At 62.6% G+C, this 13,530-nt stretch carries 9 protein-coding genes; 4 read left to right on the forward strand and 5 right to left on the reverse strand.

Translation table 11 applies throughout. The annotated features are described in order from the left end of the window. Positions 1-3: 3 nt before the first annotated feature. The 3 genes from ttcA to BUA41_RS03410 form a co-directional block, all read right to left on the reverse strand. Positions 4-858, reverse strand: coding sequence for a tRNA 2-thiocytidine(32) synthetase TtcA (gene ttcA / locus BUA41_RS03400; protein ID WP_072819760.1), 855 nt, complete (start codon positions 856-858; stop codon positions 4-6). An 88-nt stretch (positions 859-946) separates the two neighbouring features. Next, on the reverse strand, positions 947-1,564 hold the full coding sequence (locus BUA41_RS03405) for a 3'-5' exonuclease (RefSeq protein WP_072819761.1): 618 nt from the start codon (positions 1,562-1,564) through the stop codon (positions 947-949). A gap of 17 nt (positions 1,565-1,581) precedes the next feature. Then, positions 1,582-3,399, reverse strand: coding sequence for a DUF294 nucleotidyltransferase-like domain-containing protein (locus BUA41_RS03410; protein WP_072820159.1), 1,818 nt, complete (start codon positions 3,397-3,399; stop codon positions 1,582-1,584). Positions 3,400-4,011: 612 nt separating this feature from the next. Between BUA41_RS03410 and BUA41_RS03415 the strand changes: the two genes are divergently transcribed. From BUA41_RS03415 to BUA41_RS03430, 4 genes are all read left to right on the forward strand, one after another. Continuing rightward, positions 4,012-4,272, forward strand: a complete 261-nt coding sequence (locus tag BUA41_RS03415; protein ID WP_072819762.1) for a DUF4212 domain-containing protein — start codon at positions 4,012-4,014, stop codon at positions 4,270-4,272. 6 nt (positions 4,273-4,278) lie between these two features. Beyond that, positions 4,279-6,045 carry a sodium:solute symporter family protein gene (locus tag BUA41_RS03420; protein ID WP_072819763.1) on the forward strand — a complete coding sequence of 589 codons (1,767 nt, stop codon included), beginning with the start codon at positions 4,279-4,281 and terminating at the stop codon, positions 6,043-6,045. An 89-nt stretch (positions 6,046-6,134) separates the two neighbouring features. Next, the gene (locus BUA41_RS03425) at positions 6,135-6,650 is read left to right on the forward strand and encodes a hypothetical protein (protein WP_072819764.1); all 516 of its coding nucleotides are present in this window, start codon (positions 6,135-6,137) and stop codon (positions 6,648-6,650) included. Between the two features lie 91 nt (positions 6,651-6,741). Then, positions 6,742-10,695, forward strand: a complete 3,954-nt coding sequence (locus BUA41_RS03430) for a hybrid sensor histidine kinase/response regulator (RefSeq protein ID WP_072819765.1) — start codon at positions 6,742-6,744, stop codon at positions 10,693-10,695. A 10-nt stretch (positions 10,696-10,705) separates the two neighbouring features. Here BUA41_RS03430 and BUA41_RS03435 read toward each other — a convergent pair whose 3' ends face one another. Continuing rightward, positions 10,706-11,368, reverse strand: a complete 663-nt coding sequence (locus BUA41_RS03435) for a response regulator (RefSeq protein ID WP_072819766.1) — start codon at positions 11,366-11,368, stop codon at positions 10,706-10,708. Between the two features lie 203 nt (positions 11,369-11,571). Then, positions 11,572-13,521 carry an acetate--CoA ligase gene (gene acs, locus BUA41_RS03440; protein ID WP_072819767.1) on the reverse strand — a complete coding sequence of 650 codons (1,950 nt, stop codon included), beginning with the start codon at positions 13,519-13,521 and terminating at the stop codon, positions 11,572-11,574. Positions 13,522-13,530: the final 9 nt, after the last annotated feature.

The following is a 13,530-nucleotide window of genomic DNA, read 5'->3' on the forward strand; positions in this document are numbered from 1 at the left end:
TACTCAGAGTTCGCGGGTCAGCAGATCGAACGCCTCGATGCGGTTGGCGTTCATCGCCTCGCGCCTGGCCTCGAGGGCATGAAAGTCGAAGAGATCGCGGTCGGCAAGCTGGGAGGGGGCCACGTTGGTCACCGCCTTGAACATCGTCTCGAGCCGGCCCGGGTGTGTCCTCTCCCACTCGCCCAGCATCTCCTTGACCACCTGACGCTGCAGGTTGGGCTGGGAGCCGCACAGGTTACAGGGGATGATCGGGAACGCCATGAGTCGGGCGAACTCGGCGATGTCCGCCTCCCGGCAGTAGGCCAGCGGGCGAATCACGATATTCTTGCCATCGTCGGAGAGCAGCTTGGGCGGCATCGCCTTGAGCGTGCCACCGTAGAACATGTTGAGGAACAGCGTCTCGAGAATGTCCTCGCGATGGTGTCCCAGCGCCACCTTGGTCGCCCCGATCTCCTCGGCGAAACCATACAGCGACCCGCGCCGCAACCGTGAACAGAGCGCGCAGGTGGTCTTGCCCTCCGGCGTCTTCTCCTTGACCACCGAGTAGGTATCCCGCTCGAGGATGTGGTAGGGCACGCCGATGCCCTCCAGATAGTCCGGCAGCACGTGCTCGGGAAAGCCCGGCTGCTTCTGATCCAGGTTGACCGCCACCAGCTCGAAGGCGACCGGCGCGTTGCGCTGCAGGTTGCGCAGGATCTCGAGCAGGGTATAGGAGTCCTTGCCGCCGGAGAGGCAGACCATGACCTTGTCGCCCTCGTCGATCATGGCGTAATCGATGATGGCATTGCCGACCTGACGACGCAGGCGCTTCTGGAGCTTGTTGAACTCGTACTTCTGGGGGCCGCTGAGTTCTGACATGGATGTGACGCTACGCAGTGAATTCAAGGGGCACCCATGCTACCACCGCTCCGAGCGACATGCGACGGTGAGCCTCTCCCAGCCCCTTCTAGGATGCCCGGCGCGAGCCATTCTTCAGGCGAACGTACATCAATGCCGTGGTCACGGCATCACCCAACGCGGTATGCCGCCCCATCACCGGGACGCCAAGCGCCTTGGCCATCGCCTCGAAACGCAGATCGGGCTCCAGGTCCGGGCGTGTCCTGCGTACCTCGCGCCGGTAGACGTTGACCATGTCCAGGCAGGCGTTGGGCAGGTCGAAACCGAAGCGAGGCCTCAGGTGACGATTGATCACGGCCAGGTCAAAATCGATGCACCAGCCGAGCAGCGGCCGATTGCCGATGAAATCGAGCAACTTTTCCAGGGCTTCGTCCAGTGTCTCGCCGCCATCGAGGTCGATACCGCGCAGGCCGTGAATCTTGATCGAATCACCACTCAGACTTTCCGGGCACTGCAGCCGCAGGTCCAGAGAATCGCTGATCAGTACCCGTCCCTCCTTGATGCGTACCGCCGCCACGGACACCAGTTCGGCCGTCTTGGGGTCGAGCCCGGTGGTTTCGCAGTCGATGGAGACCATCTCATCACCGGTATAGGGATTGAACAGCCAGCCATACTGACCATCGGCCTGACGTCGGCGGTCGGCGGCACGGCGTATCGATCGAAGCATTGTGGTATTCCCCCTCCCTAATACTCCAGATGAAAGCGATGAGACAGACGCTGCTTGAAGCTCTTGACGATACCCAGCGCTTCCCGCAGCAGGTCCCGTTCCAGGGAAGACAGTGACTGCACCACCACGCGATTGGGTTCCTCGCTCTTCTGCCTACCCTCGAGGCGCGCCAGCTGCTGCTGCAGTCGCAGCTCGGCAAACAAGGAGAGCGCTTCCCCCAGATCCTCGGCAAAATCCCTTTCCAGGCGGCCCTCTTCTGCCAATGCTTCCAGTCTGGCGAGGGTCGAGGTGGGCTGGATGCGTCGCTCCAGGGCCAGGGTGCGCACGCCATGCACGATGGGGAAGATGCCGCCTTTCTTGATGTCGATGCCGTGCTCGGGCTTCTTGAGGGTGCCGAACAGGGTCAGGGGCGTGGAGAAGCTCAAGGCAGCACGAGCGAAATAGGAAAGCAACAGCTCGTCCCGGGTACAACACTCGAAGAGATGGGCACGCAGCCCCTCGAGCAGCGTCGCATCGCCCGCCACCGCATGAGCGTCCAGCATGATCGCCAGGTTCATCAGCGATGCCCCGTCACGCTTGGCGGCCCAATGAGTGATCGTCTCGCGCCATGCCGATTCGCTCTTCACCCACCCGGGATTCGATACCATGATGTTGCCAGGGCACGGCGGATAACCCAGCTTGATCAGGGTCTCGGTCAAGCGCTGCATGTCGGCGGCACAGTCCGGCCAGTCGCTGCCGTCTGCCAGGATCAGGGCATTGTCCTGGTCGGTCTTGAGTATCTGTTCGCCGCGCCCCTCGCTGCCCATGACGAGCAGACAGCACTGGGCCTGGTATGGCGGGGCCACGATGAACTGGAATGCCTTGTTGACGATGCGCCCATTGAGCGCGGCCAGCAGGTCCATGACGAAGCGCAGCCTGACGCCCTGGGCCATCAACGCCTTGACGAGTTCCGGCAAGCGGGCGCTGGCCACGGCGAGCGCATCGAGATCGTCGGCCTGTTCCACCTCCAGGCTAACCATGTAGGAACGACTCGAGAAATAGCTGAGCACATCGGTCAATTCGACGACACCTACCGGGGTCTCGTTCTCCAGCACGACCACCCGGGAGACCTTGTGCCGGGTCATGCTCACCAGGGCCTGGAACAGATAGTCGCCGGGCTTCGCGGAGACCAGCGTGAACTGAGCGATCCCCAGCACCGGGCTGCCCTTGTCGAGCCCCTCCAGTACCAGGGCGTTGAGCAGGTCGGTCTTGGTGACCATGCCGAAGCGTCCTGCCGCCTGAATGAGCACGCTATCGGCATGACTGTCGTCGAGTGCCGCCGCCGCTTGCGCCACGGTCGTCGCCTCGCCGACGATGAGCGGAGGGCGCATGCAGTCGGCAATGCTCGCCAGCATGAAACCCGCCATGGTCATGCCGCCCTCGTTACGCTGCTCGATCAGCAGGCGGGTCTTGTTGGCCAGGGTCTGGCGAAAGAACTCGGCAAAGGCGGGATACGCCTCGCAGAGCTGCTCGAAAAGCGCCTTGGGAAGCAGATAGCAGAGCGTCTCCTGTTCAGCCTTGAAGCGGTAGCGGCTCTTGCCGTTGATGATGCTGATCGCGCCGAACAGATCGCCGGCGGAGTAATGGCCGATACGGCCCTGATCGCCGGGAAGCGTGCTGTCCAGTTCGGCGACTTCGCCCTTGTGGATGATGAAGACGAACTCGCCCGGCTGGCCGGCATCGAGAATGATTTCCTCGTTGTCGAAATAGCCCAGGTCGACCCCTTTGCTGACCCGCGCCTTACCCGACTCGTCGAGCAGCGAGAAGGGCGGTTGTGAAAGATCGATGTCGACCATCATGCAGCCCTCTTCATGTCGACTCCCACTGGATTATTGGCGATAAAGAACTTCGAAAACCGGCCGCGACTATCGACACCGATAATACACAGGCAAGAATAGCAACATCACGTTTTTCAAAAAAAGCTCAACTATCGTTCTATACCTTCGAACCTAGACTATTGTCCCATGCAACACTGCCTAGACCATCGTCCTATGATTCGCGCACGAGGCCCCGACCTGGTCGGCCGATTCTCATATAAGCAATTGTTTTGTTTGTAATTTTTTTCAACACCATTAAATCTTGTTTTCCTCATAGTACCAAAGTATAGGATTTTATTTTTTGCGCTTGTTGCCCAATATTAATGTCGAGTCACGAAGCGCAATCGGATGTCGATGAAGCGTCTTGGTCGGGTAGAGAGCAACGGAGACCAATAGCGTGATGGGAGAGTGACTTTAGTCGCATGGAACACACTGATTGAATCTCTAGCGGCTTGCTTCACCTACTCCCACCACATCGAGGCAGCGGTTCGACCGTGCCGATGATGGTTGTCGCAGGCTAGCGACTGCCCTGTTGGTTCCGATTAATTCTCGGTGCAATTCCCTCATTAAAAACAAGCGGAGAGCAATAATATGGCAGATGATAAATCCAATGCTGCTGCCTACTGGTCGGCGAATGTTCGCCTGATTGCTGGCTGTCTGATCGTCTGGGCCCTGGTGTCTTACGGCTTTGCCATCCTGCTACGCCCTTTGCTGTCAGGCATCCCCGTCGGCGGGACGGACCTGGGATTCTGGTTTGCCCAGCAGGGTTCCATTCTGACCTTCATCGGTATCATTTTCTTCTATGCGTGGAAAATGAACCGGCTTGATGAAAAGTTCGGGCTCGGGGAGTAAACCAGCATGAGTCAATTCGCTATCAACGTCCTGTTCGTGGGCGCGTCGTTTGCCCTCTACATCGCCATCGCCATCTGGGCCAAGGCCGGTTCGACGAAAGACTTCTATGTCGCGGGCGGCGGCGTGCATCCGGTCACCAACGGCATGGCCATCGGCGCCGACTGGATGTCGGCGGCCTCCTTCATCTCCATGGCGGGACTGATCGCCGCGGGGGGCTATGCCAACTCCACCTTCCTGATGGGCTGGACCGGCGGCTACGTCCTGCTGGCGACGCTGCTGGCACCCTACCTGCGCAAGTTCGGCAAGTTCACGGTACCGGAGTTCATCGGCGACCGTTTCTACAGCAAGAACGCGCGCCTGGTGGCCGTGATCTGCCTCATCGTCGCCTCCGTCACCTACGTCATCGGTCAGATGGCCGGCGCCGGCGTGGCCTTCTCGCGCTTCCTGGAAGTCGATGCCACCATGGGCCTGATCATCGCGGCGATCGTGGTGTTCTTCTACTCCGTGCTCGGGGGCATGAAGGGCATCACCTACACCCAGGTCGCCCAGTACTGCGTGCTGATCACCGCCTATACCATCCCCGCCGTGTTCATCTCGCTCGAGCTGACGGGCAACCCGCTGCCCCCGCTGGGCCTCTTCTCGGATCATAGCGAGTCAGGCATGCCACTGCTGGCCAAGCTCAACGAGGTCATCACCGAGCTGGGCTTCAACCAGTACACGGCAGACGTGGACAACAAGCTGAACATGGTGCTGTTCACCCTGTCGCTGATGATCGGTACCGCGGGCCTGCCCCACGTCATCATCCGCTTCTTCACCGTGCCGAAGGTTGCCGATGCCCGCTGGTCGGCCGGCTGGGCCCTGGTCTTCATTGCCCTGCTCTACCTGACGGCCCCGGCGGTAGCCTCCATGGCCCGTCTGAACCTGATGACCACCATCTATCCCGACGGCCCCACCGCCGAGCCCATCCAGTACGAGGATCGCCCCAACTGGATCAAGGAGTGGGAAGTCACCGGCCTGATCCAGTTCGAGGACAAGAACGACGACGGCCGTATCCAGCTGTACAACGACACCGAATCCTTCGCGCCGACCGCCCAGGAACGCGGCTGGGAAGGCAACGAACTGGAGGTCAACCGTGACATCCTGGTACTCGCCAACCCGGAGATCGCCAATCTGCCCGGCTGGGTCATTGGCCTGATCGCCGCCGGGGGGCTGGCAGCGGCCCTGTCGACGGCCGCCGGCCTGCTGCTGGCCATCTCCTCGGCCATCAGTCACGACCTGATCAAGGGGTCGATCAATCCTCGAATCACCGAGAAAGGCGAACTCCTGGCCGCGCGAATCTCCATGTCGGTGGCCATCATCGTCGCCACCTACCTGGGCGCCAACCCACCAGGCTTCGCGGCCCAGGTGGTGGCACTGGCCTTCGGTATCGCCGCGGCATCGCTGTTCCCGGCGCTGATGATGGGCATCTTCTCCAAGCGCGTGAACAACAAGGGAGCGATCACCGGCATGCTCACGGGGCTGGCCTTCACGCTGGTGTATATCTTCATCTACAAGGGCTGGTTCTTCATTCCGGGCACCAACAACCTGGCAGACATTCCGGAGAACTACGTGCTGGGCATCTCGCCCCTGTCCATCGGCGCCGTGGGTGCAATCATCAACTTCGCCGTGGCCTTCATCGTCTCCAATGCCACCGAGGCACCGCCGAAGGAGATCCAGGAACTGGTAGAAAGCGTCCGCTATCCGAAAGGCGCTGGTACCGCAGTCGACCACTAAGCCATAATGGCGACCTGACACAGTGTCGGGAAAACAGTACCAATCGGGCTTCCCTCGGGAAGCCCGATTGCTTTGGAGACGATCGATCTATGATATGGCATCTGATTGCAGCGGCATTCGCCGGCCTGGGGGCGGCGGGAGTGGGGCTTCTGCTACGCTTCATCAGCGGCAACCGCCTGCCCCGCTGGGTGGTCCCGGTGTTTGCGGGGCTGGGCATGCTGGCGTACCAGATTCACTACGAGTATTCCTGGTTCGACGCCAAGCGGGAGCAGCTACCGGAATCGGCGACGGTGGTGTCCACCCAGCAGGAGCAGATGCTCTGGCGTCCCTGGACCTATCTGTTCCCCATGACGACCGCCTTCGACGTCGTCGATCAGGACAGCCTGGTGAGATCACGAATCGGAGGGGAGTCGCTGGTCGAGTTCATCCTTTACCGGTTCGAAAAGGGGTACCAGGACCGGGTCACGCACCAGGCTTATCTGATCAACTGCGCGGCCCGGGAGAAACTGCCAATCAGCGAGGAAAATCGCCAGCCCGATCTGTCCGGATTGCAGAGCATCGACGAATCCACGTCCCTGTTCCAGGCCATCTGCCCCGATGCATGACCCCCTTTCTCGCATGGCACGGCGAGTTCTACGGTGATGCCTCAAGCGTCCGCGTTGCCCTAGAATAGGCACTGGCAAGGGGGTACCTATCATGTTCCAAGGCTGGCTGCTGATCGCCGTCTCGCTGCTCTACATCGCCATCCTGTTCTTCATCGCCTGGCGCGGCGACCGCCGCGCCAAACTGGTCGGCGCCATGCAGCGCCGGCCGGTCATCTATAGCCTGGCCCTGGCGATCTACTGCACCTCCTGGACCTTCTACGGCGCCGTGGGCCAGGCCGCTACCTCCGGCTGGTCCTTCGCCAGCATCTTCGTCGGCCCGGTGCTGACCTTCCTGTTGTTCTGGCCGGTACTGGCCAAGATGATCCGGGTCGCCAAGCGCCAGAACGTCACCTCGATCGCCGACTTCATCGCCTCACGCTACGGCAAGACCCAATCGCTGGCCGCCTTTGCCAGCCTGGTGGCGCTGATCGGTACCTTGCCCTACATCGCCTTGCAGCTGAAGGCCGTCGCCACCTCCTTCACGGTGCTCACCGCCTCGTCGGACATGACCCGGGCGCCCCTGTTCGCGGACACCGCCTTCTATGTCGCGGCAGTCATGGCCGTCTTCGCGATCCTGTTCGGTACCCGGCACACCGATGCCACCGAGCATCACGAGGGGCTGATCCATGCCATCGCCTTCGAGTCGGTGATCAAGCTGCTCGCCTTCCTGGCCCTCGGTGCCTATGTCACCTGGGGCATGTTCGACGGACTGGGCGATCTGCTCGGTCGCGCCGACAACTTTCTCGAACTGCAGCGCCAGCTGGAGGAGCAGGACTTCGGTCGAGGCTTCTGGGCCCAGACGCTGCTCGCCATGCTGGCGGTCTTCTGCCTGCCTCGGCAGTTTCATGTCACCGTGGTCGAGAACACCCACCCGGACGATGCCGCCCGAGCCCGCTGGCTGTTTCCTCTCTACCTCGTCGCCATCGGCTTCTTCGTGCTGCCGGTGGCTGCCGCGGGCCTCACCCTGTTCCCTGAAGATCGCGTCTCGCCGGACACCTACATGCTGGCGCTGCCCATGGCCGCCGACAACGAACTCCTGACCTTGTTGACGTTCATCGGCGGTTTCTCCGCGGCCACCGGCATGGTGATCGTCGCCGCCGTCGCCGTCTCGATCATGGTGTCCAACGAGATCGTCATCCCCCTGCTGTTCCGTCTGCGCTGGTTCGATACCAAGGCGCAGGATTACGGCCGTCTGGTGCTGCGGGCTCGACGCGTCACCATCCTGGTGATCCTGGGCCTGGCCTATGGTTTCTACAAGCTGACCGCGGAGTTCAGTTCCCTGGCCTCCACCGGCATGCTCTCCTTCGCCGCCGCGGCGCAGTTTGCCCCGGCCCTGCTCGGCGGGCTCTACTGGAAGCGCGGCAATCGCCTGGGGGTCATCACCGGCATGAATGTCGGCTTTGCGGTCTGGGCCTATGCCCTGCTGCTGCCGACCCTGGTCAATGCCGGTGTCGTGCCGGGGCACTGGCTTACCGCCAGCCCCCTGGGGATCGACTGGCTGTCGCCGACCCAGCTGTTCGGGCTCAAGGTCGGTGACCCCTTCACCCACGGTGTGATGCTTTCCCTGGGGCTCAACCTGTTCGGCTACATCTTCGTCTCGCAGGTCACCTCGCAGCGGGTCGTCGAACGTATCCAGGCCTCGCTGTTCGTCGACAGTGTCGAGACCCGCCAGACGTCGGTGAACCGCCCCTGGACCGGCGCCACCACCGTGGATGACCTGAGAGTGCTGTGCGAGCGTTTCCTGGGGGCGAGCCAGGTGCAAGGCGCCTTCGACGATTATGCCCGGCGTACCGGCCAATTCCTGGAATACAATGCCCGCGCCTCGATCGACGTCATCCAGTTCACCGAGCGGCTGCTGGCCTCGGTACTCGGGGCCTCGTCGGCACGCATCGTCGTCAACTCGGCACTCCAGGGGCGCGGTATCGGCATCTCGGATGTCATTTCCATCGTCGACGAAGCGTCCCAGGTACTCGAATTCAACCGGGCCCTGCTCCAGGCCACCATCGAGAACGTCAACCAGGGCATCAGCGTGGTCGATCAGAACCTGCGCCTGGTGGTCTGGAACCAGCGTTACCTGGAGCTGTTTCGCTTTCCCGATCACCTGATCCGGGTCGGCGCTCCGATCGACAAGATCTTCCGCTACAACGCCCACAACGGCGAGTACGGGCCCGGCGATCCCGAGGAGCATGTCGACTCGCTGCTCGACAACATTCGCCAGGGGCAGCCGCATCGCTACGTGCGCTACCGCCAGGATGGCAGCGTGCTGGACGTCCAGGGCAACCCCATGCCTGGCGGTGGCTTCGTCTACACCTACCAGGACATCACCTTGCAGAAGCGCACCGAGGAGGCGCTGATTCGTTCCGAGAACAACATTCGCATCTATACCGACAACGTGCCGGCATTGATCGCCTATTTCGACAAGGAGTGCCGTTATCTCTTCACCAACCGCGCCTACGAGCAGGCCTTCGGCATCGACCGCAATTCCGTGATCGGCGAGCGGGTGGAAGACGTGATGTCGCCGGCCATCGCCCGGGATCGTGCCCCCTGGATGCAACGGGCGCTGAAAGGCGAACGGGTCAGCTTCGAGATCTCGCTGGATGATGGCGATGGCGGCACCCGCTACATGCTGGTCACCTATACCCCCCACTTCGGCGACAGCGGCGCCATCCTCGGTTTCTTCTCGCTCTACCAGGACATCACCGAACGTCGGCTGGCCGAGATCGCGCTGCAGGAGACCAACGAGAACCTCGAGGAACGGGTGCGGGAGCGGACCCAGGCGCTGTCCAAGGCCAACGCTGCCCTGCGCAAGGAGAACCGGGTGCGTGCCGAGGCCGAGCAGGCCCTGCGTCAGGCCAAGCAGGTCGCCGAGGACGCCAACGCCTCGAAGACTCGCTTCCTGGCCGCCGCCAGTCACGACCTGCTGCAGCCCCTCAACGCCGCACGCCTGTTCACCTCCGCCCTCTCACAGCAGAACGACGCCGACGACCTCAAGCGTACCGTCGGCCATATCGACAACTCCTTGCAGGCTGCCGAGGAACTGCTGGGCACCCTGCTCGACATCTCCAAGCTCGATGCCGGCGCCCTCACGCCACGGCGCACCTATTTCCCCCTGGCGGATATCTTTCGGCCCCTGCGTGCCGAATTCGACGTCATGGCCGAGGAGCGTGGCCTCGATCTGCATGTGGTGGCAACACAGACCTGGGTCGACAGCGACACCCAGATGCTGCGCCGCATCGTGCAGAACTTCCTCTCCAACGCGCTTCGCTACACCCAGCACGGCCGGGTGCTCCTGGGATGCCGGCGCCATGGCCAGCGCCTGGCCATCGAGGTCTGGGATACCGGTCCCGGAATCCCCGAGTCGAAGCAGGCCGAGATATTTCAGGAATTTCGCCGCCTGGACCAGGCTTCGCGTCACAAGGAGAGCGAGAAGGGGCTGGGGCTGGGACTCTCCATCGCCGATCGCATGAGCCGTGTGCTGGAGCATCCCATCCGAGTACGTTCCCGGGAAGGGGCGGGCACGCTGTTCTCGGTGGAAGTTCCCCGGGTACCCGCCCAGGAGATCGCGCTCGCACGTGACGAGATGCCCAGCCGACGCACCAGCAACAAGCTGGCGGGCACCAGGATTCTGTGCATCGACAATGAGACGCTGATCCTCGAGGGCATGAAGTCCATGCTCTCGGGCTGGGGGTGCGAAGTCTTCACCGCCACGTCGATCGGGGGCGCCAGGTCGATCCTGCGCCATCTGGAGGAAGATCCCGATGCGGTACTCGCCGATTACCATCTGGACAACGAGGTCACCGGACTGATGGCGCTGGATGCCCTGGCCGAACGTTTCCAGGGTCCGATTCCGGGCATCGTGATCACGGCCGACCGCACCGACGAAGTGGCTGAAGAGATCAAGCGCGCCGGCTACCAGCTGCTGCTGAAGCCGGTACGCCCCGCGGCACTGCGCGCCCTGCTGACGCGCACACTGCAGGCCAGCCGGGCTGCCCGCCAGACGACCTGAGCTCGTGCCCCTAGGATTCGACCTTGGGCGGCTCGACCTCGAGCTTCTGCGCGGCGATCACCGCCTGGGTGCGCGAATGCACGCCCAGCTTGCGCAGGATGGCGGTCACGTGGGCCTTGATGGTGGCTTCCGAGACGTTCAGCTCGTAGGCGATCTGCTTGTTGAGCAGGCCTTCGGTGAGCATGTTGAGCACGCGGAACTGCTGAGGGGTCAGGGAGGCGATCGCCTCGGCGAAGCGGGTCTCCTCTTCGTTGGACTCGCCCAGCGCGGCGGCCAGGGCTTCGGGCAGCCAGATCTCTCCATCGAGAATTTCGTTCACCGCCTCGGCGATCACCGTCAGGGAGGACGACTTGGGGATGAAGCCGGAAGCGCCGTAATCAATGGCCCGGCGTACCACATGGGGTTCGTCGCTGCCCGATACCACGGCCACCGGAATATCCGGCGTCTGCCCGCGCAGCTGGATCAGGCCGGAAAACCCGTGGGCGCCGGGCATGTGCAGATCCAGCAGGATCAGGTCGGCATCCGGATGGCGAGTCACCACCTCGGTGGTCGCCTCCATGGTGTCCGCCTCGACGATTTCCGCCTGGGAAGCGACCTGACGCAAGGCCTGCGTCAATGCCGCACGAAACAGCGGGTGATCATCGGCGACTATGAATTTCTGGGCAAAGGCCATTGAGTCTACTCCGGATCCTTACGCGCTAAGCGGACGCGCCATCTGCCGTGACGCCCACATGTTCACCATTTCCTTACAGCATGTTACCCCATGCCGGACCCGATTCCCAAGCATCGCGCTTAACGAACGGATCCACCGAGCGCCCACGAAAAGACCGGCTCTCGGAGCCGGTCTGGGTGTACGCTCGAATGAGGGGCGAACGCTCAACGGTTGGCGCGATTCTCGATCAGGTCGTCGACCACGCTCGGGTCCGCCAGGGTACTGGTATCACCGAGCCCTTCGGTCTCGTTGGCGGCGATCTTGCGCAGGATGCGGCGCATGATCTTGCCGGAGCGCGTCTTGGGCAGGCTCGGCGACCACTGGATGACGTCCGGCGAGGCGATCGGACCGATGTCCTTGCGCACCCATTGAACGAGCTCCTTGCGAAGCTCCTCGCTGGGCTCGTAGTCATCCTTCAGGGTGACGTAGATATAGATGCCCTGGCCCTTGACGTCGTGGGGGTAGCCCACCACCGCGGCTTCGGCCACCGCCTCGTGAGCGACCAGGGACGACTCGATCTCGGCGGTGCCCATGCGATGCCCGGAGACATTGATCACGTCGTCGACACGGCCGGTGATCCAGTAGTAGCCATCCTCGTCACGGCGGCAGCCATCCCCGGTGAAGTACATGCCCGGGTAGGCGGAGAAATAGGTCTGAACGAAACGCTCGTGGTTCTTCCAGATCGAACGCGCCTGCCCCGGCCAGGAGTCGAGAATCACCAGATTACCGTCGGTGGCCCCCTCGAGGATCTTGCCTTCATTGCTCACCAGGGCCGGCTGGACACCGAAGAAGGGCAGTGTCGCGGAACCGGGCTTGAGGTCGGTGGCACCCGGCAACGGGGTGATCATGATGCCGCCGGTCTCGGTCTGCCACCAGGTATCGACGATCGGGCATGTCGAGTTGCCGATGACCCGATAGAACCATTCCCAGGCCTCGGGATTGATGGGCTCGCCCACCGAACCCAGCACACGCAGGCTATCGCGCCTGCTGGAATCCATCACGTCGTCGCCATGCGCCATCAGCGCGCGAATCGCCGTCGGCGAGGTATAGAGGATCGCCACGTTGTGCTTGTCGATGATCTCCCCCAGACGCCCATGGGAAGGATAGCTGGGCACCCCTTCGAACATCAGCGTGGTGGCCCCATTGGCCAGCGGCCCGTAGACGATGTAGCTGTGGCCGGTGACCCAGCCCACGTCGGCGCTGCACCAGTAGACCTCGCCGTCCTGGTAGTCGAAGACGTACTGATGGGTCATGGCCGCGTGCAGCAGGTAGCCGCCGGTGGTGTGCTTGAGCCCCTTGGGGGCGCCGGTGGAACCGGACGTGTAGAGGATGAACAGCGGGTCCTCGGCATTCATCGGCTCTGCGGGGCAATCGGCAGACTGCTGATCGACCTGCTCGTGGTACCAGAGATCGCGACCGTCGTGCCATTCGATCTCGCCGCCGGTGCGCTTGACCACCAGCACGTTGGCGACCACGTCGGTGCCCTTGCGGGTCAATGCCGCATCGACGTTGTCCTTGAGCGGCACCTGCTTGCCACCGCGCACCGACTCGTCGGCGGTGATGACCAGCTTCGACTCGGCATCGACGATGCGCTGGGCCAGGGCATCCGGCGAGAAGCCACCGAACACCACGGAGTGGATCGCACCGATGCGCGCGCAGGCCAGCATGGCCATCGCGGCCTCGGGGATCATCGGCATGTACAGGGTCACGACGTCACCCTTGCCTACACCCAACGCCTTGAAGGTGTTGGCCAGCTGGCAGGTCTGTTCGTGCAGTTGGCGGTAGGTCAGGGTCTTGCTCTGATCGGGATCGTCGCCTTCCCAGATGATGGCCGGCTGATCGCCACGCTTGTCCAGATGACGATCCAGGCAGTTGGCGCAGGCGTTGAGTTCACCATCCTCGAACCAGCGGATGTCGACGTTGTGGGTATCGAAAACGGTGTGCTTGATCTTGGTCGGCGTCTTGGTCCACTCCAGGCGCTTGGCCTGCTCCCCCCAGAAGGTTTCCGGGTCGTCCACCGACTGCTGGTACATGCTCTGATACGTTTCCTTGTCGGCCCAGGCGTTGGCGGCGAAATCCCCACGCACGGGGTGGACTCTCTGCTGTTCAGTCATGTCGTTGCC

This window comes from Modicisalibacter ilicicola DSM 19980 (assembly GCF_900128925.1).
Taxonomy (GTDB): domain Bacteria; phylum Pseudomonadota; class Gammaproteobacteria; order Pseudomonadales; family Halomonadaceae; genus Modicisalibacter; species Modicisalibacter ilicicola.